The sequence below is a fragment of the Pararhizobium qamdonense genome (assembly GCF_029277445.1).
Taxonomy (GTDB): domain Bacteria; phylum Pseudomonadota; class Alphaproteobacteria; order Rhizobiales; family Rhizobiaceae; genus Pararhizobium; species Pararhizobium qamdonense.
Window position 1 is genome coordinate 2,643,899 of record NZ_CP119566.1, and the last position, 20,709, is coordinate 2,664,607.

A 20,709-nucleotide genomic window follows, 5' to 3' on the forward strand; every position below is an offset into this window, starting at 1 on the left:
CCGCACCTCCACACGCCTCCGGAAAACTTGCATGTATCGCAAGGTTCCAGATGCCGTCGTTTCGCCACAGCCATCCGGGCCGAAATGGCAGAAACATTGGTAAGGACGTACCTCTCCCCTTGCGGGAGAGGATACAAAATCAACATCTTAGCTTCAGCTAAGTGTTAGATTTTGTTGGTGAGGGGCTCTGTTTGTGCCCCCATGCCTAACCTCTCACCTGAAAAATCTAGCACTTAGCTAAAGCTAAGATGCTGATTTTTCTTCCTCTCCCGCAAGGGGAGAGGTAGCTTTGCTGCACCTCCACACGCCTCCGGAAAACCTGCATGCATCGCAAGGTCCCCGATCCGCATCGTCATTTCGCCAGAACCATGCGCGCGGATGCGACTGTGGCGGAAAACCTTTTGTGGCAAGCGGTCCGCAACCGCCAGCTGGAAGGTTTCAAATTCAAACGGCAGGTGCCGCTCGACGGCTATATCCTCGATTTCGTCTGCTTCGAAGCGCGGGTGATCGTCGAGGTCGATGGATCTCAGCATGCGGACAACACGCGCGACCTTGTGCGGAATGCTTTCTTTCGCGGCCAGGGATTTCGGATCCTGCGCTTCTGGAACGACGAGGTCGTACAAAACCTCGACGCCGTTTGCCTGGCAATCCTGGCCGAACTGAAAAACACCGGCGAATGAGAGCCCTACCTCTCCCCTTGCGGGAGAGGACACAAAATCAACATCTTAGCTTCAGCTAAGTGTTAGATTTTGTTGGTGAGGGGGTCTGTTTCCTGCGCCCATGCCTACTCTCTCGCAATTTCCAACACTTCGCTGAAGCTAAGATGTTGAAATTGCTTTCTCCCCGCTATGGGGGAGAAAAGTCTATCGACATATCGGACCTCGCGTCAGGCCGGGGTGCAGGTCATGCCATTTCGCTTGGCATTGTCGATACAGTCACTGCGGTTCGAGTAGCCCTGTGTCGATGAGCCGACGATGCGGCCGTTTGCAGCCGTGCGCCGCCAACGCCAACCGTCGCCTCCCTGATAGATTTCCCAGGTGTCGCCATTTCTATCTTTGCAACTCGCCATTTCTTTCCTCCAATTCAAGTGCGAATCGAGAGGTATGGGATTCGGGGAAGGGCCTCCACCAATTAGATACAACTTTAAGATGATTTTAAGATTTTTGCATATTCATTTGCGGGATATGAGGTCAAAACAATATCTTAGCTGCGGTGTTGATTTTGTTGAATGGGATCAAATTCCTTTCCCGAACCTACCCCCTCTCTTGCAATTTCTAACACTTAGCTGAAGCTAAGATGTTGAAATTGCTTTCTCCCCCGCCGAGGGGGAGAAAAGTCAAAAAAATATGGCCCGGGGATATCCCGGGCCATAGTCAGTCAGTCAATTGTCAACACGCGATCAGCTGCACCCACTCGTCGCACCACATGTGTCGCACTTCTCGCATGTGCCATTGCGCACCATCGTGAAATTCTGGCACTCGCTGCACATGTTGCCCGTATAGCCCTGTGCGATCGAGCGGATGCGGCGCTCGGCTTCCAGTTTCTTGGCGTCCGACTTGGCGGCGGCGGCTTCGGCGGCTGCCTTGTCGGAGAAGAGGGCGGTGACGTCCGGTTCGGTGCCGGTTTCGCCGGCAGTCTCTTCGGGCTGTTCGGCGGCGCGCTCCTCGTAATCGCGCTTGAAGGCGACGATTTCGGAGGTGGAGATCGAAACGGCGGCAACCGTTTCGAGTTTGCGGGCAGCGCTGCCGGAGAACGCAGTGACCGTGCCGCCCGACGATGCCTTGGCGGGAGCGGCGGTTGCTGCGCCCTTCGGCTCGCCGGACGTGCGGTCGACCTGGCCGCCGGAGACGAGCGTCGGCTTGTGGCCGCGGGTCCAGCCGGTGGAGAGCAGGTTGGTCTTGCCTTCCTGGATGCCCTTGCCGAGTGCGGTATTGCCGAAGTCGGACGTATCGACATGGGCAAGGTCGTGGCGATTCAGGTAGGAGACGGCGAGTTCGCGGAACACATAGTCGAGGATCGACGTGGCGTTCTTGATCGCGTCATTGCCCTGCACCATGCCGGCCGGTTCGAACTTGGTGAAGGTGAAGGCCTCCACATATTCTTCCAGCGGCACGCCGTATTGCAGACCCAGCGAGATGGCGATGGCGAAATTGTTCATCATCGCCCGGAAGGCAGCGCCTTCCTTGTGCATGTCGATGAAGATCTCGCCGATGCGGCCATCACCGAATTCGCCGGTGCGCAGATAGACCTTGTGGCCGCCGACGATTGCCTTCTGGGTATAGCCCTGGCGGCGGTTCGGCAGCTTTTCGCGCTCGCGGGTGACCCGCTCGATGACGCGTTCGATGATCTTCTCGGTGACGGTGACGGCCTGGGCGGCAGCGGGTGCAGCCAGGAAATCCTCCATCGCATCCTCGTCCTCATCGTCCTCGATCAGCGAGGCGTTGAGCGGCTGGGAGAGTTTCGAACCATCGCGGTAGAGCGCGTTGGCCTTCAGCGCCAGCTTCCAGGACAGCATGTAGGCGGCCTTGCAATCTTCGACCGTCGCCTCGTTCGGCATGTTGATGGTCTTGGAGATCGCGCCGGAGATGAACGGCTGGGCCGCCGCCATCATGCGGATATGGCTTTCGACCGACAGATACCGCTTGCCGATCTTGCCGCAGGGATTGGCGCAATCGAAGACGGGCAGGTGCTCGGCCTTCAGGAACGGCGCGCCTTCCAGCGTCATCGCACCGCAGACATGCACGTTGGCCGCTTCGATCTCCTTCTTGGAAAAACCGATATGCTCCAGCAGGTTGAAGCTCATGTCGGCGAGCTGTTCGTCGCTGACCTTCAGCGTGTCCTTCAGGAAGTCGAGGCCGAGCGTCCACTGGTTGAAGACGAACTTGATGTCGAAGGCAGCCTTGGTGGCGCCGTTGATCGCTTCGATCTTCTCGTCGGTAAAGCCCTTGGCTTTCAGCGAGCCGGGATTGACCGCCGGTGCCTGGTTGATATTGCCATGGCCGACCGCGTAGGCCTCGATCTCGGCGATCTGGCTTTCGCTATAGCCCAGCGTGCGCAGGGCTTCCGGAACGGCGCGGTTGATAATCTTGAAGTAGCCGCCGCCGGCGAGCTTCTTGAATTTCACCAGGGCGAAATCGGGCTCGATGCCGGTCGTGTCGCAATCCATCACCAGGCCGATCGTGCCTGTCGGCGCGATGACGGAGACCTGGGCATTGCGGTAGCCGTGCGTCTGGCCGAGTTCCAGCGCCTTGTCCCAGGCAGCCTTGGCATGGGCCACCAGATTCTGGTCCGGGTTTTCGGAATGGATCAGCGCCACCGGATCGACCGACAGGCCTTCATAGCCCTGCGTTTCGCCATGGGCGGCGCGGCGATGGTTGCGGATGACACGCAGCATCGATTCGCGGTTCGGCTTGAAGCCCGGGAACGGGCCGAGCTTGGCGGCGATTTCGGCCGATGTGGCGTAGGAAACGCCGGTCATGATGGCAGTCAGGCTGCCGGCGATGGCGCGGCCTTCGGTGGAATCATAGGGGATGCCGGAGGACATCAGCAGGCCGCCGATATTGGCGTAGCCGAGACCCAGCGTGCGGTACTCGTAGGAGCGCTCGGCGATTTCCTTGGACGGGAACTGCGCCATCATGACCGAGATTTCGAGAACCAGCGTCCAGAGCCGGACGGCATGTTCGTAATCGGCGATGTCGATATTCTTGGTGGCGGCATCCTTGAACTGAAGCAGGTTCAGCGAGGCAAGGTTGCAAGCGGTGTCGTCAAGGAACATATATTCCGAGCAGGGATTGGATGCACGGATCGGACCTGCGGCCGGCGAGGTGTGCCAGTCGTTCATGGTCGTGTTGAAATGCAGGCCGGGATCGGCCGATGCCCAGGCGGCGTGGGAAATCTGTTCCCAAAGGTCGCGGGCCTTCAGCGTCTTCATTACCTTGCCGTCCTTGCGGGCGGTAAGGTTCCAGTTTCCGTCAGCTTCTACAGCGCGCAGGAAGTCGTCCTTCAGGGAGACGGAGTTGTTGGAATTCTGGCCGGAGACCGTCAGATAGGCTTCCGAATCCCAGTCGGTGTCATAGGTCTTGAACTCGATATCCTTGTAGCCCTGCTTGGCGAACTGGATAACGCGCTTGACGTAGTTTTCCGGAACCTGGCTCTGCTTGGCAGCCTTGATTTCGCGCTTGAGGGCCGGGTTTTCCTTCGGGTCGTAGCAGGCGTCGTTTTCGGCCGAGCAATTGATGCAGGCCTTCATGATCGCCTTCAGGTGCTTGGCGACGATCTTGGACCCGGTGACGAGGGCTGCGACCTTCTGCTCTTCCTTGACCTTCCAGTTGATGTAATCCTCGATATCGGGATGATCGATATCGACGACGACCATCTTGGCCGCACGGCGCGTCGTGCCGCCCGACTTGATGGCGCCGGCGGCGCGGTCGCCGATTTTCAGGAACGACATCAGGCCCGACGACTTGCCGCCGCCCGAGAGCTTTTCGCCTTCGCCGCGCAGGTAGGAGAAGTTCGAACCGGTGCCGGAGCCATATTTGAACAGACGGGCTTCGCGCACCCACAGATCCATGATGCCGCCTTCGTTGACGAGATCGTCACCGACGGACTGGATGAAGCAGGCATGCGGCTGCGGATGCTCGTAGGACGACTTGGATTTCACCAGCTTGTTGGTGAAGGGATCGACATAGAAATGGCCCTGGCCCGGGCCGTCGATGCCATAGGCCCAGTGCAGGCCGGTGTTGAACCATTGCGGGCTGTTGGGAGCGACGCGCTGGGTGGCGAGCATGTAGGCAAGCTCGTCGCGGAAGGCGAGCGCCGATTCTTCCGATGCGAAGTAATTGCCCTTCCAGCCCCAATAGGTCCAGGTGCCGGCCAGGCGATCGAAAACCTGGCGTGCGTCAGTTTCGGAACCGTACTGCTCGTCCTTCGGCAGATCCTTCATGGCGGCAAGGTCCGCCTCGGAGCGCCACAGCCAGGAGGGAACAGCGTTTTCCTCGACCTTCTTCAGGCGCGCAGGCACACCGGCCTTGCGGAAATATTTCTGCGCCAGGATATCGGCTGCGACCTGGCTGAACTGCGCGGGCACATCGATATCGGCCAGGCGGAACACGATCGAGCCATCGGGATTCTTGATCTCGCTGACGGCCTTGCGGAACTCAATTTCAGCATAGGCCGATTGGCCCGGCTTGGTGAAACGACGTTCGATCTGCATCTGTCCCTGTCCTTTGTTTGCCGCAGGCCCGAACCGCTTAGGCTCAGGGCGCAATTGTCCGCATCCGGCCGCAACGATGATTGCGCAGCCAGTTTCCGTTTTCCGCAGTGATGGGAAACCCGTGTCGGGGAAACCCTGTATCTTGTGCTGATTGTGGCTGCAAACACTAAATATAGTATCAACAACTTACTTACGCCAGCGATTTGTGACGTGTTTGGCGCTTGGGGAGATCACAAAAAATAACCGTCACGCCCCGTGGATCATCCACCGGACAGTTTTGAAAACACAGACGATTTCCTCTGAAATGAACCGGCCTCGTTACTTTCCGGTCCCGCCGCCGCCGCAACGTAGAAACCATTAACGGCATTCGACCCGAGTCCGTCAAGGGCTGGTTTGTGTCGTAATTGCGAACACCAGATGTTGTGTGTGTGGCCTGTGGAAAACGGGGACAGCAGGCATATCCAGCAAAATCAGGCGCTTCGCCGGGTTCGCTCCAGCGCCGTTCGCAGCGGCAGGCAATTCCACGAAATTTTATGGGTAAGAAACAATAGTATATTTACCCTGATACCCTCCGGTCCTAGCCAGGAGGGGCAAAATATGGCGCCAAGACAGGATTGATTCGCGGCGTTATGCCGTCGGGACTAAAGCGCGTCGAGATTGATACCGATGGTAATGGCGCCGAGCGGTTTTCCCGTCTGGGGATCAGAAATGGTCAGGCTCGCCTGCGATTGCAGCATCTGGGTCGATTCGTCTTTTTCCGCCGCATCGACGAAAAGGACAGGGGACCCGGCAAGATACGTTTTTTGCCATTTCAGTTCATCGCCTTGCCAATAATCTGAACTCACCTCGCTCTCGCCGGCGGACAACCCCTTGGCATCAATCACCAGAATCTCGGTGATGACGCCGCCTGAGGCAATCTGCTTGTCTTTGAGAAAGCGAGACAATTGATTACCGGTGACCGAGCCGATCAGCGGGCGGGCATCGCTTGCAAATTCGGTACGCCATGTTGCATCGAGAGCATCGATCGCCGTTTGGCTGAGGTTGGAATGGCGCAGGTTCTGGCTTTTCAAGGCGTCGATGATCAATGGGTCTTCGACCCACTCGCGGATATTGGCTTCGACATAGGCTGTCACCGGGGCGACGTGAACGTCGCTGGCGCTTGAGGGCGCAGCCTGTATCAGAAAGAGCGCTGCACTAAGCGCACTCGCAAAGAGGATCTTGCCCATGATGATCGTGTCGCCTTATGCGGCCCGTTGATATGGGCCTTCTGGCATCTGCGCATGCTGGTTCAATCGAACAAGCCAGCGTGTTGTTAAACAAAAACTATTCCGCATGCCTCACGTGGCCGGCGGCAGAGCAGCCTGCCGGAAAACCATCCTTCAGCCGCGCGATCCCTTGGCGATCGGCTCCTGATAGGTGAAGCCCATATCCCAGGGGAAGTAGATCCACGTATCCTGGCTGACCTCGGTGACGAATGTATCGACCTGCGGCCGGCCCTTGGGCTTGGCATAGACGGCGGCGAAATGCGCCTTTGGCAGCATGGCGCGAACCACGGCTGCGGTCTTGCCGGTATCGGTGAGGTCGTCGATGATCAGAACGCCTTCGCCGCCATCCGCCTTCAATTCCTCCGAAATGCCCTTGAGCACATACATCTGCCCCTGGGCATCATAGTCATGATAGGAGGCGACGCAGACGGTCTCGATCAGCCGGATGTTCAGCTCGCGGCAAACGATGGCCGCCGGAACAAGCCCGCCACGGGTAATACAGACGATCGCCTTCCACTCACCGCCATTGTCGGCAAGACGCCAGGCAAGCGCACGCGCATCACGGTGGAACTGGTCCCAGGAAACGGGAAATGCTTTTTCGGGAAGGGACATGCTCAAGCTCCAGTTGATCGAGGCATCCGGTTTCGGGATTGGTGCGGACGACGGGGGTCGAACCCGTACAGATTTCTCCGAGGGATTTTAAGTCCCTTGCGTCTACCAGTTTCGCCACGTCCGCCTGCTTTTCCTTTCAAACACTCCGGCTTTAAGGTCAATAGGCTGTTTTCTTAAACACGCGTGCGCGCACCATTTGACTGCGGTTAAGCAAGGATCGAGGAATCTCAAAAACCCCTCAAACCACAGGGTTTTGTTGAAGATCGTCAGGCCTTATATTTGCTTTGTGATCAAAAGCTGGGGCGAGCTTGATATGTTGGAAGAAATCCCATTGACGTGGAAACCGATCCGCAACCGCTCGTTTGCCGGCATGCTCGGCCAGCAGGAATTGGCCTATGTGCTGCAGCATGACGGGCAGACCAGTTGGAAATGGATGGTGTCCGGCTGCAATGGCACGATACGGTACGATTTCCAGTCGGCTGAAACCCTCGACGAGGCAAAAGCTGCAGTTCAGGCCAGTATAGAAGAGTGGTTCCGGGTGGCAGGGCTGCTCAACAAGGCCGCGTCATAGTTCCCGCTTTCCGGTACCGGCATGCATTCCGTTTGAAATCAACAGAAATGATCAATAGCAAGAACTCATAATTGCATTATAATTAACTAATATTATTATGGCTGCGGTGCCCGTCACTAACTATGAGGTCTCCGATGCCAGATAAAACGCATGTCACGGATCTTCTCTATGCCGCTAAACTTCTAGCCGATGCCGATCAGAATACGATTTTGAGCTATTTGATCTGCATGGCCCTCCTGGAAGCGCAGCAAAGCCCGAAAACAAAAAACGTGCAGGCAGCCTGAACCCGGTGGCCGGGGCTGGCGAAATTAACCCTACCTGTGAAGGTTAATCAGAGGTTACGGTTGATGCCCCGCATCAGACAGGCTTTAACCGGTGCTGCCGAGGGAGGGAGCTCGGCATTTTCAGCACCAAAACCATAGGCCCCTCTTCGGCGCCGGAGAGGGGCATCTGGGTCTTATCGGTCAGTGTGCAAGATGTTGGCCAGGCCCGCCTTACTTGTCCTCGACCACGGCCTCCGGCCGGTCGCCGCCGTCGGCATGTTCATAATGCCATTCACCGCTCTGGTCCTGAAAGCTGATTTCCTCATCCTCGCCGCCGACCTGCTGTTCGGCCGCTGCGGCCTTTGCCGCTGCGACAGCCGTCTCGCGCGTCGGGAAGGCTTCGGAAAACACGCCGGAAAGCTTATAGGCCCATCCGCCGTCATGCTCGACAATTGCGTAAACCACTTTGGTCATTTCGTACTCCCTGGAGTGCGCCTCTTCCATATCGCATGGCATCGGCGTGACCGGACAGGAACGGCCAAAGGCTGGCAATCGTTCCCGCTGCCTAACCTTGCAGTGCGGATGATCGCATTGCATTCCGGCGGTGCAAACTAACACAAAAGACCGTCAATTTTCCACTTTTCCGCTTAACTCCCGGAAAGCCCGGGCCTGCGGTTATCGTCCATCTGCATTCTTCACAACGCGCGGACGCGAAAAGGGCGACCTTTCGATCGCCCTTGAGGTTCGTCATAGGGACCCGTTTGTATCTCAGGCAGACAATTTGGCAGCGATCTTGGCGACATGGGCGCCCTGGTAGCGGGCGGCTTCCAGTTCGATTTCCGACGGCTGGCGCGCGCCGTCGCCACCGGTGATCGTCGAAGCGCCATAGGGCGAGCCGCCCTTGATTTCTTCCAGGCCCATCTGGCCCTGGAAGGCATAGGGCAGGCCGACGACGACCATGCCCTGGTGCATCAGGGTGGGGATGAAGCCGAGAATGGTGGATTCCTGGCCGCCATGCTGGGTTGCGGACGAGGTGAAGACCGAGCCGACCTTGCCGACCAGCGCGCCCTTCATCCAGAGACCGCCGGTCTGATCGACGAAATTGCGCATCTGCGATGCGACCGTCCCAAACCGTGTACCTGCGCCAAAAATGATGGCGTCGTAATCGGCCAGTTCGTCCGGGGTCGCAATTTCCGCAGCCTGATCGACCTTGAAATGGGAGGCCTTGGCAACATCGGCAGGCACCAGTTCCGGCACGCGCTTGACGGTGACGTCGGCACCGGCGGACTTTGCGCCTTCGGCGACGGCATAGGCCATGGTTTCGATATGTCCGTATGCCGAATAGTAGAGCACCAATACCTTAGCCATCGTATTCTCCTTTGAACTGGCAATTCCGCTTGATTGCCGCTGGACATAGGATCTATCAGTTTAGCTGTCCGTTGTCCGAAACGAAGCGGACGACAGACTGTTCGAGAATAAGAAACAGTCGGTTTTTTGACTGAACGATCTCAGTTTACACGGGACTTTCCGATGACCAGCGAAAAAATCGTCACCGCCGCCATGCTCGCCATTGGCGACGAACTGCTCTCCGGCCGGACCAAGGACAAGAATATCGGCCATCTGGCAGATGTGCTGACGCTCGCCGGCATCGATCTCAAGGAAGTCCGCATCGTCGCCGACGACGAACCGGCGATCGTGGCTGCGCTCAACGGATTGCGGGGCGAATACGATTACGTCTTCACCTCCGGCGGTATCGGTCCAACCCATGATGACATCACCGCCGATGCGGTGTCGCGAGCGTTCGGTGTCGAATGCATCCATGATCCGGAAGCCATGACATTGCTTGGCGCCATGTACGAGCGGCGCGGCCTGGAGTTTACCGAGGCGCGGCGGCGCATGGCCCGCATGCCGAACGGCGCGCGTCATATACCGAACGCCGTTTCGACAGCCCCCGGCTTCATCATCGGCAATGTCCATGTGATGGCCGGCGTGCCGCAGGTTTTCCAGGCCATGCTGGATGCGCTCCTGCCAAATCTAAAGAGCGGTACGGTCGTCAAGTCGCGCACGGTCCGTTCTCCCTTCGGCGAAGGCGATATTGGCGGGCCGCTCGGCGACGTGCAGAAGGCGCATCCCTTCACCAGCATCGGCTCCTATCCGAAATTCGACGGCACGTCGTTTTCGACCGACCTTGTCATCCGCGCCCGCGACGAGGCTTTGCTCGATGCGGCAGAGGCCGATGTGAAGGCGATGATCGAGGCGATCGCAGCCTCGAAGAACAAACCGGAGTGATTACGGCGCGGGGGAAGCTGCGGCGATGGTAAATTTCTGATCGACGCTTGCCGACTTGCCGCTGTTCAAATCGTTGAAGTGAAAGCGCAGGACATAATCGCCGGCGGCAGCACCGCTGACATCCGTGGTCAGCGTCGCATAGATTTCCTGGTTGCGCAGGAAACTCGTGAAGGTGAAATTGCCGAATGCCTTCTGGTTGGCCAGCACTTCGCCGGAAGCGCTGAGAATGTCCAGATCGACCGTGAAATGGGTCTCCAGCTTTCCCGCAGCCGCCGCCGGCTTCCAGGTCAGGCCGATGGGCTCGACATAGGACACGAGAGCCTCGCCCGGCTTGAAGACCGGCTGCGGCTTGGGCTCATACATGGCATAGCCAACCGGCGCGGAGGCGACGAAGACCGCTTTGCCGATGGAGAAGGGCAATGTCGCTGAAAAGGTACCGACGGCCGCGCGCAGGGCGTCATGGGCACCGGTTGTGTCGCCGGAGGTTGCCAGCGTCTCGGCTTTCGAGGCTGCCTCTGCCAGCGGTCCGGCACCTGCCGGACCTGCCATCAGCACCATGAGCGGGAGCGCTTTGATCACGCCCGTCAAACCACCTTTTCGATTGCCGGTACGCATGATCTCTCCCTAATACACCCCGTGTGCGGATGTTCGGTATTTGCCGTCCGGAGTCAAGCGGGGCATCTGCGCCAAAAGATGATTACATCACTCCACTTACCAATGAATAGATGTAGTTTCCCCGGCGGCCTTGTGGCATAGGCAGGGCGAAACGAACCCAAAGCGAAAGACCGCAGTCCATGAAGCAGGATGTTGATAATGCCGTTGAGGCTTTGCGTGCGTTGTTCCCGGCAACGCCGCTGCAGCTCAACGATCACCTGAGTGCCCGTTACGGGGCTGCGATCTATCTGAAGCGCGAAGACCTGTCACCGGTGCGGTCCTACAAGATCAGGGGCGCGTTCAACTTTTTCCGCAAGGTCATCGAGGCCGGTGGAACCGGAAAGACCTTTGTCTGCGCTTCCGCCGGCAATCACGCCCAAGGGTTTGCCTTCGTCTGCCGCCATTTCGGCGTCCCCGGCGTGGTCTTCATGCCGGTGACGACACCGCAGCAGAAGATCGACAAGACCCGGATATTCGGCGGCGAGTTTATCACCATCAAGCTGGTCGGCGATTTCTTCGACCAATGCTATCAGGCGGCGCGCGATCATGTGGAGCGGATCGACGGTGTCATGGTGCCGCCCTTCGACCACGCCGATATTATCGAAGGCCAGGCGACGGTGGCAGCCGAGATGATCGAACAATTGCCGGACGGCGTGATCCCGGACCTGGTGATCATGCCCGTCGGCGGCGGTGGGCTCTCAGCCGGGATGACCGGCTATCTTAAAGACCGTATCCGGCCGGAGGCCTTTATTTTCTGCGAGCCGGAGGGCGCGCCGAGCCTGCGCCGCAGCCTGGAGACAGGCAAAGTGGTGACGCTCGATCAGGTCGATAATTTCGTCGATGGCGCCGCCGTCGGGCGCATTGGTGACCTGAATTTTGCAGCCCTCAAGCATTTCTCCACCGGTCAGGTCCTGCTTCTGGCGGAAAACGCAATCTGCGTGACGATCACCGACATGCTCAATGTCGAAGGCGTCGTGCTGGAACCGGCGGGTGCTTTGTCGATCACCGCGCTGGAGACGCTTGGCCGCGAGGCGCTGGAGGGCAAGACCGTCGTTGCCGTGGTTTCGGGCGGCAATTTCGATTTCGAACGCCTGCCGGATGTCAAGGAACGGGCGATGCGGCATGCGGGCCTGAAAAAGTACTTCATCCTGCGGATGCCGCAACGTCCCGGCGCGCTGAAGGATTTTCTCGGTCTGCTCGGTGAAGAGGACGATATCGCCCGCTTCGAATATCTGAAGAAATCGGCGCGCAATTTCGGCTCGATCCTGATCGGCATCGAAACCAAGCATCCGGAGAATTTTCCACGGCTAAAAGCGGCATTCGACCGCGCCGGGCTGCACTATCAGGATATCACCGATAATGAGATCCTGGCCAATCTGGTGATCTGATTTTATGATTTAAATCATATCATTGATCGGTTTTATTAAACCAATCAATGATATCTGCTGCGAGCCTGTCCGTCGTCTCCGGCGACAGGGCGTCGCCTGCAACCACGTGACCATGGGGATCGCCGATCGCGCCGGGGTCCAGCATGGTGGCGGGGCCGCCCCAGCGGGCGGCGATGGTGGACGTATGCCGCGCATCGACCACCTTATCAACGGGTGATTGGATGAACAGCGCCGGTGTTGTTATCGTTTCAAAGCGAAGTGCGCGGGCTTGCTTCACCAATGACGCGACCGGCAGTAGCGATGAGACCGGATAGTCCGTTGTCCAATAGGCAGCGTGAAGGGCGTTCATGGGCAGGAAGGACCGGTGGCGGCCAAGGATGAGGCGGGCGCTGAGACCGGCAAATGGGGCAGTCAACAGGAACGCGGCACGGCCCTTGATCCGGAAATTCGGAGCGAGGAAAACGGCAGCTTTGACGCGGGCGGCCAGATGCGGTTGCGACAGGGCGAGAGTGGCCAGCGTCGCGCCGGTCGAGGTTGCGATGATCAGCGTGCTGGAGCCGATCAGGCCGGCGATATCCAGTGCTTCGCGCATGTCGTCCTGCCATAGAGCCACAGAGGCTTGCGCCATCGTATCGCCGCTGCGGCCGTGACCATTCAAGCGCGTGTAGAACAGGTTGGCACCGAGCGCCCTGGCCACCAGATCGGGCAGGGGCCGAACCTCGCCTTTGGATGCGGAAAATCCATGGATATAAACGATGGCAAGCGGCGTTTTCTGCCTTGTAGCGGGATCGGCCCAGACGACCTCTTTCGCCAATCCCGGCCGGATATCGGGATAGGCCGATTCTCTCGCGGTCAGATAGGCATCGACCTCGTCGGCCGATCCGGGCGCGGTTGATCCGGTGACCGGTAGATCCGGCGTCATGCTGGCCACAGTGCCCCTATCATTTCATTTTTCCGCCAACGCGCATGTGGTTTCCGGATCGGCGAACTTTAGTCTTTGACAGCCCGGTTTGCCATGGGTAAGTCTTTCGCATGGCTTCATTCCTGTCAAAACTGTTTGGTCTTTCCAAAGCCTCCGGCACCGAACCCGCTGCGTCTTCCGGCAAGACGGAGACCTATGGCGACTGCCTGATCCGCGCCACGCCGATGCGCGAGGGTTCCCAGTTCCGGCTGGCCGGTTCGGTGGAAAAGGAAATCGAGGGCGGCGTTCGTGTCCGCACGTTCATCCGCGCCGACGTTTTCACATCGGAACAGGACGTCATCGATGCGACCTTGCGCAAGGCGCGCCAGATCATCGATCAGCACGGCCCATCGCTGTTTGCCGACGACGTTGCTTCGCGCCAAGTCTGATTCTCTTCATCCGGGGATGGTGCTACACGGACTGTCATCGGGACAGGCTATGGTGCCGCGACGTCTAAATCGGCAAGTATTCAACCTTTGCGGTGCTTGCCCTGAGCTTGCCTCCTGAAAAGCGGCAGCAAAACCCTAAACGTTTCTTTAAATTTGCCGCCTATAGATTCGCACAGTGAAATTCGAGTGAATATCCGGCGATGACCAATGTAATGCTGTTTCTCTGCGAAGGCCTTGTCTACGTCGCAGTCATGGTCACATTGCTGCATCTGCGCCATCGTCTGGGCCTTGGTGTCTTCATCGCAGCCCTTGGCGTACTGCATTTCATCGAAACCTATCTGGCCGCTGTTTTTTACGTGCAATTGCCGTTCGGGGTGATTTCGCCGGGCTCTGCCGTGCTGTTTGCCGGCAAGTTGATGATGATCCTGCTCCTTTACGTGAAGGAGGATGCGGCAACGGTTCGCCAGCCGATCTACGGCCTTCTGGCCGGCAATTTTCTCACCGTGGCGCTTGGCCTGCTCCTGCAGATGCACCAGACCGTTTCAGCCGTGCCCAATCGCAGCGCCGACCTTGCCTTCATCGACGAGATGGGCTGGCTGATGCTGTGGGGGACATTGCTGCTCTATCTCGATTCGTTGCTGATCATCCTGCTTTACGAGCGGATCGGCCGCTGGATGCGCGGGTTTCTCACGCTGCGTTTTCTTATCTGCGGCGTCGTGGTGCTGACTTTCGACCAGGCCGGTTTCTATCTGGCGCTGCATGCGCTCAACGATGCTCCGGCCGAGGTGTTCTGGGGCGGCTGGATTGCCAAAATGGGGGCGGCGGTTGTCTATTCGCTGATTCTCGGTGCCTACCTGCATTTTTCCAGTCATTCGGTACTCTCCGTCCTGCGCCAGCCGATCGGCGACATCTTCAACACGCTGACATTCCGGGAGCGCTACGAGGACCTGCTGTCGAAGTCGGGACGCGACATGCTGACCGGCGTGCTCGATCGCAGCCGTTTCGAGTTCGAGGCGCCAAGGCTGGTCCGCCATGCGGTGGCGTCTGGCGGCGTCATCAGTCTGATCATGATCGATGCCGATCATTTCAAGAGCATCAACGACCGCTTTGGCCATCTCGAGGGCGACCGGGTGCTGAAATCCATTACCGACGCCATCCAGGCGGGCCTGCGCCCGAACGATCACCTTTTCCGCTACGGTGGGGAAGAATTCGTTGTGCTTTGCGACGGCCTGGATCACGGCAACGCCTTGTCCCGCGCCGAACAATTGCGGCTGCGTGTGTTCAGCGATGTGACAGCGTCCGACCAATCCGCCGTCACCGTCAGCATCGGCGTTGCCTCCACGCCCGTTGACGGAACGACGACGCGCGATCTGCTGTCGAAAGCGGACCTGCGGCTCTATGAGGCCAAGCGCCGGGGCCGCAATTGCGTGGTTGGAAACGCCTGAGAATTCGGTCAGACACCGACATTCGGCCGGTCGATGATTTCCCGCAGCGAAAAGCTGGAATTGATCTTGACCACATGGGGCAGGGCAGACAGCCAATCCCGGTGGATGCGCTCATAATCCTCAAGGTCCTTGGCGGCGACCCGTAGGATATAGTCGTATTCTCCCGACATCAGATAGCAGACGAGCACATTCGGACAGAGTTTTACCGCCGCCTCGAACTCGGTCAGCGTCTTCGCAAACTGGCCTGACAGCGAGATGTGGACGATCACCATGATGCGGTAATCAAGCGCCTTGTGCGACAGGCGGGCGTGATAGCCGCTGATGACGCCGGTTTTTTCCAGAATATCGACCCGCCGCGAGCAGGCGGAGGCTGACAGGCCGATCTTTTCGGCAAGCTCCGCATTGGCGATCCGGCCGTTCTGCTGCAGAATCCGCAGAATTGCAGCATCAATTGTATCCATTGCCGACAATCGAATATCCTTCGAATTTTTCTGTCATAACGCAATAATCTTCGGAAGATTACGATAATTCCCCGTCATTTCGCAAGGACATGCGGCGATCTTTCTGTTTCGCTACGCGGGTCAAATAACGATGGCGAAAGCCGCAAATGAGAGGAACGCGAAGATGCGTGTCGGTTGCCCGAAGGAAATCAAAAACCATGAATATCGTGTCGGTCTGACGCCCGGCTCGGTGAGGGAATATGTGGCGCATGGCCACGAGGTGATCATCGAAACGAAGGCGGGCGCAGGCATTGGCGCCGAAGACGACAGCTACCGGGCGGCCGGCGCAAAAATCGTCGCCACCGCCAGGGATGTCTTTGAAAAATCCGACATGATCGTCAAGGTTAAGGAGCCGCAGCCCTCCGAATGGGCGCAGCTTCGCGACGGTCAGATCCTCTACACCTATCTGCATCTTGCGCCCGATCCGGAGCAGACCAAGGGCCTCCTTGGCTCCGGCGTCACGGCGATCGCCTATGAAACGGTCACCGACGATCGCGGCGGCCTGCCGCTTCTGGCGCCGATGTCGGAAGTTGCCGGGCGCTTGGCCATACAGGCAGGTGCTACCTCGCTGCAAAAGGCGAATGGCGGCCGCGGCATCCTGCTCGGCGGCGTTCCCGGCGTCTTGCCCGCCAAGGTCGCGGTCATCGGCGGCGGCGTCGTCGGTCTGCATGCGGCGCGCATGGCGGCCGGTCTCGGCGCCGATGTCAGCATTCTCGACCGCTCCATTCCACGGCTGCGCCAGCTCGACGATCTCTTTGCCGGGCGCGTCCACACCCGGTTCTCGACCATTGATGCGCTGGAGGAGGAAGTCTTTGCTGCCGATCTGGTGATTGGCGCCGTGCTGATCCCCGGTGCTGCCGCGCCAAAGCTGGTAACACGGGAAATGCTGTCGGGCATGAAGAGGGGCGCTGTCATCGTCGATGTCGCCATCGACCAGGGTGGCTGCTTCGAGACCTCGCATGCAACGACGCATTCCGATCCGACCTATGAGGTCGATGGCATCGTGCATTATTGCGTCGCCAATATGCCGGGTGCGGTTCCGATCACGTCTGCGCATGCATTGAACAATGCGACGCTCTATTACGGTCTGCAATTGGCCGACCGTGGCCTGAAGGCGATTGCCGAAGACCGGCATCTGCGCGCCGGGCTTAATGTTCATAGAGGCCGGGTCACCAACAGGGCGGTGGCCGAGGCGCTTGGCTATGAGAGCCACACCCCGGAGGCCGTGCTGATGATCGCCTGACCGGAACAAGCTGTCTTTCATGGGGCCGGTGAATTCCGGCCCCATTTTCATGCACGCTCGATCCGGCACTGGTAACAATTGTTGCGGGCCGAGCGGACATGGACATAGGCGATGTCCGATCTCTCCAGCAGCTCGGCTGCTCTTGCATCGATGGCGTCAACCGGAGTTACGGCGCCGGTACCATAAACAATGCGGTCGTCGGCACTGTAGCCACGCAGGAGATAATCCTTGCTGGTGGTGAGGATCGCAGGCACGGAAGTTTCCCCGTTATAAGCCTCGCAGTCTTGCGCGTGCAGAAAGACAGGCCCGGTCTCGGCATAGGGCTGGAGATCGGGGAAGGGACGATAGGCAATGATCAGATAGGGATCGCCTTCGGCAATATTGGCAAGGCAATGGCGGCACGGCATGCCCTGGCCGTCGGAGACATGCAGTTCGGGTCTGAGCCCATAGGCGTCCGGCTCGCGGCGGCGGTAGCGTGCAGCAAGATCGCTCGGCATCGGCTTGTATCTGAGCTTGATCATCGGTTTCTCCTTGTTTCGATCGAGGAGAAACTAACACTCACCCAAAACCGCAGACACCCGATTCTTGCCGCGCTCCAATCAGAGGCTGAGAGCGAATTTCAGGAGTTCGTCATCACTCAACGGTTGAACCGACGCGTCATGCGTGGAGACCGGGGAAAAGCCGAAACGCTGGTAAAGTTGCAGCGCTCGCGGATGATCGAGCGTGTTGGTCGCGACGCGCACCGTGGTCGGATTGGAATTCCAGGCGGCGTACAAAGTTTGCAGCAGGAACCATTTGCCGAGCCCGAGCCCGAGCGCGTGTTCGAACATGCCGAAATGCGACAGCTCAACATTGTCCTCGTCCACCTGCAGCAGTTCGAAAAAGCCGGCGGGCGCTCCGTTGACGTAGAGGACTGTTACGGTATTGCGCTTGTCATGCAGGACGCCGGCCAGATCGGCATCGCTCATCCGCAACCGGTCGACCCAGTTCCAGCGCTTGCCCACCTGCAGATAAAGGAAACGATAGAAGGGCAAGGGAATTTCCGGCACGCGCATGATCGCGGTCTGGATATTGACCGGGACCGGAAGGCTTTGCTTGGGCGGCGCGGTCATTTCCAGTTCGGTGACGCGAACGGCGAGCGGTTCGACTGTTGTGTTCTCGGCCATGCTGATCATTCTTTCCCGGTCGCGACCGGCGTGTCTGCCCGGCTGCCCCATTCGGACCAGGAGCCGTCATAGAGCGTATTTTCGGTATGGCCCAGCGATTGCAGCGCCAGCATGATGATCGCAGCCGTGACGCCGGAACCGCAGGAGGTCACGACCGGCTTGTCGAGATCGATACCCGCAGCTTCGATCGTTGCGCGCAATTCGTCGAGCGGTTTCAGCTTGCCGCCGGTCGAGAAGACACCGGAAGGCAGGCTTTTGGCGCCGGGCATATGGCCGGACCGCATGCCGGCTCTCGGTTCGGCCTCCTCGCCGGTAAAACGCGCGGCACCGCGGGCATCGGCAATCTGGCGGGAACCAGATTCGACGATGTCGCGCATCTGCGCAAACGAGGTGACGGCGTCCGCATCGAACTGCGGATGCAATGTTGCCGGCGCAGGCACCGGGACCTCGGTGGTGACAGGACGGCCCTCGGCCTTCCAGCCGTCGAAACCGCCGTCCAGCACGAAGACAGACTTTGCGCCCATCGTGCGCAGCAGCCACCAGACGCGCGGTGCGGTGAAGATGCCGGGGCCGTCGTAGACCACAATCGTGTCGGTCTCGCTGATGCCAAGTTCGCCGACGGACGCGGCAAACGATTCGGGCGAGGGGATGGTGTGGGGCAGGCCGCTGGTCAGGTCGGCAATGGCGTCCTGGTCGTAGAAGACGGCGCCGGGAATATGGCCAGCAGCGTATTCAGCTTTCGGATCCCGCTTCTGTGCCGGCAGGTACCAGGCGGCATCGAGGATCTTGACGGACGAATCGGCGAGCCGCTGCTCAAGCCAGTCGGCGGAAACGACGAAAGCGCTTTTCTGTTCGGTCATCGATTTACTCTCCGGTGGATGTGGCGTCCGGCGTGCCGAATCGGATGCGGAAACGCCGGTTTTCCTTGCCCTTCTTTTCGATCTTGGCGATGTAGACAGCGCCGACCTCCTGGGTCTCGGAGACATGCGTGCCGCCGCAGGGCTGGCTGTCAACAGACGCGTTGTCACCGATGCAGACCAAGCTGACCCGGCCAAGACCGATCGGCGGGCGGACATTCTTCGATTTGACGATATCGGGATTGGCAGCCAATTCCGCGTCGGTGATCCATTGCAGATAGATCGGGTGGTTGCCATCGACAAGCGCCATCATCGCTGCAGTCACCGCGTCCTTGTCGATGGTTTCGCTCATGTCGAAATCGACGCGGCTCTCGTCCTCGCCAACGGCCGCACCGGTGATCGGAAACTGGCAGACGACGGAGAGCAGGTGGCAGGCCGTATGCATGCGCATCAGCTTGTAGCGGCGCGGCCAGTCGATATGCAGCACCAGCTTTTCGCCAACCAGCACGGGCGGTTGTTCGGCTGCCGGAACATGGATGATGATGTCCTTGGTATCGCCATGACGGGTGGTGGCGACTTCGATGCGGCTGCCGTCGGCGCGCTCGAAAAAGCCGCTATCGCCGGGCTGTCCGCCCGACGTTGCGTAAAAACAGGTCTGATCGAGTGTGATGCCGCCGTCTTCCCGAATTCCCGTGACGATCGCCTCCGTGGTTGAAAGGTAGAAATCGTCGCGAAAAAGGGCAGTCGTTGTCATGAGATGCTTATCCGGCGGGTTCGTATGGGACTGTTATTCCGGAATTGCGCGTCAGCCAGGCCGGTACGGGAAGGCCTTTGGACTTCAGAAATGCCGGATTGAACAGTTTCGACTGATAGCGGTTACCATAGTCGCAGAGGATCGTCACGATGGTATGTCCCGGTCCCAGATCTTTTGCCAGCCGAATGGCGCCGGCAATGTTGATACCCGTCGAGCCGCCGAGGCAGAGACCTTCTTTTTCAACGAGATCGAAGACCAGCTGAACGGCTTCGGCATCCGGAATCTGATAGGCGAAATCCGGCGTGAACCCCTCCAGATTTGCGGTGATGCGGCCCTGTCCGATGCCCTCGGTGATCGACGAGCCCTCCGACTTCAGTTCGCCATGGGCGTAGAAATTGTAGAGTGCTGCCCCTTCCGGATCGGCGATACCGATCTTGATGTCCGGGTTCTTCTGTTTCAGGCCGAGCGCGACGCCCGCCAGCGTGCCGCCGGAACCGACCGCGCAGATGAAGCCATCGACCTTGCCATCGGTATCGCGCCAGATTTCCGCCGCCGTGGTTTCCACATGGGCATCGCGGTTGGCGACATTGTCGAACTGGTTGGCCCAGATCGCGCCATTCGGCTCGGTCTTAGCCAACTCCGCGGCAAGACGGCCGGACAGTTTCACGTAATTGTTGGGGTTCTTGTAGGCGACAGCGGGAACCTCGATGAGTTCGGCGCCGAGAAGCCGCAGCGCATCCTTCTTTTCCTCGCTCTGTGTCTCGGGGATGACGATCACCGTGCGATAGCCGAGCGCCTGGGCGACAAGCGCCAGACCAATACCGGTATTGCCGGCCGTGCCTTCGACGATCACGCCGCCCGGCCGCAACGCTCCGGACTTTTCGGCATGGCGGATGATCGAGAGTGCTGCGCGATCCTTGATCGACTGGCCCGGATTGAGAAACTCCGCCTTGCCGAGAATGGTGCATCCGGTTGCCTCAGATGCGCCCTTGAGGTGGATCAGCGGCGTGTTGCCGATGGCATCGAGAACGGAAGGCAGAACGGGCATGATAAAACCTCTTGGCTGCGAATGGTTGCGCAGGGGAACCCTGGCGCCGGTGACAATTTTAACGGGACATGCAGGAACTGCCTAAGCCACAT

Annotated in this window: 22 protein-coding genes and 1 tRNA gene; 8 read left to right on the forward strand and 15 right to left on the reverse strand. The window is 59.0% G+C overall.

The features are described from left to right. Positions 1 to 323 precede the first annotated feature (323 nt). The gene (locus PYR65_RS12715) at positions 324 to 680 is read left to right on the forward strand and encodes an endonuclease domain-containing protein (RefSeq protein WP_276118244.1); all 357 of its coding nucleotides are present in this window, start codon (positions 324 to 326) and stop codon (positions 678 to 680) included. 206 nt (positions 681 to 886) lie between these two features. Here PYR65_RS12715 and PYR65_RS12720 read toward each other — a convergent pair whose 3' ends face one another. The 5 genes from PYR65_RS12720 to PYR65_RS12740 form a co-directional block, all read right to left on the reverse strand. Beyond that, on the reverse strand, positions 887 to 1,069 hold the full coding sequence (locus tag PYR65_RS12720) for a YegP family protein (RefSeq protein WP_060640926.1): 183 nt from the start codon (positions 1,067 to 1,069) through the stop codon (positions 887 to 889). A gap of 330 nt (positions 1,070 to 1,399) precedes the next feature. Next, positions 1,400 to 5,212, reverse strand: a complete 3,813-nt coding sequence (locus PYR65_RS12725; RefSeq protein ID WP_276118245.1) for a vitamin B12-dependent ribonucleotide reductase — start codon at positions 5,210 to 5,212, stop codon at positions 1,400 to 1,402. A 641-nt stretch (positions 5,213 to 5,853) separates the two neighbouring features. After that, on the reverse strand, positions 5,854 to 6,297 hold the full coding sequence (locus tag PYR65_RS12730; RefSeq protein WP_276118246.1) for a hypothetical protein: 444 nt from the start codon (positions 6,295 to 6,297) through the stop codon (positions 5,854 to 5,856). 294 nt (positions 6,298 to 6,591) lie between these two features. Further along, a complete protein-coding gene (gpt, locus tag PYR65_RS12735) occupies positions 6,592 to 7,089 on the reverse strand; it encodes a xanthine phosphoribosyltransferase (protein ID WP_037095505.1) in 498 nt (165 codons plus the stop codon). Between the two features lie 39 nt (positions 7,090 to 7,128). Continuing rightward, positions 7,129 to 7,213, reverse strand: a tRNA-Leu gene (locus PYR65_RS12740). A 207-nt stretch (positions 7,214 to 7,420) separates the two neighbouring features. Between PYR65_RS12740 and PYR65_RS12745 the strand changes: the two genes are divergently transcribed. Both PYR65_RS12745 and PYR65_RS12750 read left to right on the forward strand, forming a co-directional pair. Then, positions 7,421 to 7,660, forward strand: a complete 240-nt coding sequence (locus PYR65_RS12745; RefSeq protein ID WP_276118247.1) for a hypothetical protein — start codon at positions 7,421 to 7,423, stop codon at positions 7,658 to 7,660. 134 nt (positions 7,661 to 7,794) lie between these two features. Further along, positions 7,795 to 7,944 (forward strand): hypothetical protein, encoded by a 150-nt coding sequence (locus tag PYR65_RS12750; RefSeq protein ID WP_156383364.1) that lies wholly within the window; start codon positions 7,795 to 7,797, stop codon positions 7,942 to 7,944. 210 nt (positions 7,945 to 8,154) lie between these two features. On the opposite strand, the gene PYR65_RS12755 is transcribed toward PYR65_RS12750, so the two are convergent. Both PYR65_RS12755 and wrbA read right to left on the reverse strand, forming a co-directional pair. Next, complete coding sequence (locus tag PYR65_RS12755; RefSeq protein WP_060640929.1) at positions 8,155 to 8,397, reverse strand: DUF2188 domain-containing protein; 243 nt, start codon at positions 8,395 to 8,397, stop codon at positions 8,155 to 8,157. Positions 8,398 to 8,691: 294 nt separating this feature from the next. Then, entirely contained in the window at positions 8,692 to 9,291 is a 600-nt protein-coding gene (wrbA, locus tag PYR65_RS12760; protein ID WP_060640930.1) for an NAD(P)H:quinone oxidoreductase, read from the reverse strand. Positions 9,292 to 9,453: 162 nt separating this feature from the next. Here wrbA and PYR65_RS12765 point away from each other — a divergent pair, with 162 nt between their 5' ends. Then, positions 9,454 to 10,212, forward strand: coding sequence for a competence/damage-inducible protein A (locus tag PYR65_RS12765; protein WP_060640931.1), 759 nt, complete (start codon positions 9,454 to 9,456; stop codon positions 10,210 to 10,212). Here the strand turns inward: PYR65_RS12765 and PYR65_RS12770 are convergent, their stop codons facing one another. After that, positions 10,213 to 10,770, reverse strand: a complete 558-nt coding sequence (locus PYR65_RS12770) for a hypothetical protein (protein ID WP_276121054.1) — start codon at positions 10,768 to 10,770, stop codon at positions 10,213 to 10,215. It abuts the gene before it with no gap. A 236-nt stretch (positions 10,771 to 11,006) separates the two neighbouring features. On the opposite strand from PYR65_RS12770, the gene ilvA reads away from it, so the two are divergent. Next, a complete protein-coding gene (ilvA, locus tag PYR65_RS12775; RefSeq protein WP_060640933.1) occupies positions 11,007 to 12,254 on the forward strand; it encodes a threonine ammonia-lyase in 1,248 nt (415 codons plus the stop codon). A 19-nt stretch (positions 12,255 to 12,273) separates the two neighbouring features. Here ilvA and PYR65_RS12780 read toward each other — a convergent pair whose 3' ends face one another. Then, on the reverse strand, positions 12,274 to 13,176 hold the full coding sequence (locus PYR65_RS12780; RefSeq protein ID WP_276118248.1) for an alpha/beta hydrolase: 903 nt from the start codon (positions 13,174 to 13,176) through the stop codon (positions 12,274 to 12,276). A 110-nt stretch (positions 13,177 to 13,286) separates the two neighbouring features. Between PYR65_RS12780 and PYR65_RS12785 the strand changes: the two genes are divergently transcribed. Beyond that, positions 13,287 to 13,604: an HlyU family transcriptional regulator gene (locus PYR65_RS12785; protein ID WP_276118249.1), complete on the forward strand. Its 318-nt coding sequence runs from the start codon at positions 13,287 to 13,289 to the stop codon at positions 13,602 to 13,604. A 200-nt stretch (positions 13,605 to 13,804) separates the two neighbouring features. Continuing rightward, entirely contained in the window at positions 13,805 to 15,049 is a 1,245-nt protein-coding gene (locus tag PYR65_RS12790; protein ID WP_276118250.1) for a GGDEF domain-containing protein, read from the forward strand. A gap of 8 nt (positions 15,050 to 15,057) precedes the next feature. Here PYR65_RS12790 and PYR65_RS12795 read toward each other — a convergent pair whose 3' ends face one another. After that, entirely contained in the window at positions 15,058 to 15,510 is a 453-nt protein-coding gene (locus PYR65_RS12795) for an Lrp/AsnC family transcriptional regulator (RefSeq protein ID WP_407951234.1), read from the reverse strand. Between the two features lie 163 nt (positions 15,511 to 15,673). Here PYR65_RS12795 and ald point away from each other — a divergent pair, with 163 nt between their 5' ends. Then, positions 15,674 to 16,792: an alanine dehydrogenase gene (gene ald / locus PYR65_RS12800; protein WP_276118252.1), complete on the forward strand. Its 1,119-nt coding sequence runs from the start codon at positions 15,674 to 15,676 to the stop codon at positions 16,790 to 16,792. A gap of 47 nt (positions 16,793 to 16,839) precedes the next feature. Here ald and PYR65_RS12805 read toward each other — a convergent pair whose 3' ends face one another. The 5 genes from PYR65_RS12805 to PYR65_RS12825 all read right to left on the reverse strand — a co-directional run bounded on the left by PYR65_RS12805 (position 16,840) and on the right by PYR65_RS12825 (position 20,617). Beyond that, the gene (locus PYR65_RS12805) at positions 16,840 to 17,310 is read right to left on the reverse strand and encodes a DUF1203 domain-containing protein (protein WP_276121055.1); all 471 of its coding nucleotides are present in this window, start codon (positions 17,308 to 17,310) and stop codon (positions 16,840 to 16,842) included. Positions 17,311 to 17,391: 81 nt separating this feature from the next. Next, positions 17,392 to 17,958, reverse strand: coding sequence for a GNAT family N-acetyltransferase (locus tag PYR65_RS12810; protein ID WP_407951235.1), 567 nt, complete (start codon positions 17,956 to 17,958; stop codon positions 17,392 to 17,394). A gap of 5 nt (positions 17,959 to 17,963) precedes the next feature. Further along, the gene (sseA, locus tag PYR65_RS12815; RefSeq protein WP_276118254.1) at positions 17,964 to 18,818 is read right to left on the reverse strand and encodes a 3-mercaptopyruvate sulfurtransferase; all 855 of its coding nucleotides are present in this window, start codon (positions 18,816 to 18,818) and stop codon (positions 17,964 to 17,966) included. A 4-nt stretch (positions 18,819 to 18,822) separates the two neighbouring features. After that, positions 18,823 to 19,569, reverse strand: a complete 747-nt coding sequence (locus tag PYR65_RS12820; protein WP_276118255.1) for an alanyl-tRNA editing protein — start codon at positions 19,567 to 19,569, stop codon at positions 18,823 to 18,825. Between the two features lie 7 nt (positions 19,570 to 19,576). Next, positions 19,577 to 20,617, reverse strand: a complete 1,041-nt coding sequence (locus PYR65_RS12825; RefSeq protein ID WP_276118256.1) for a cysteine synthase A — start codon at positions 20,615 to 20,617, stop codon at positions 19,577 to 19,579. Between the last annotated feature and the right edge of the window lie 92 nt (positions 20,618 to 20,709).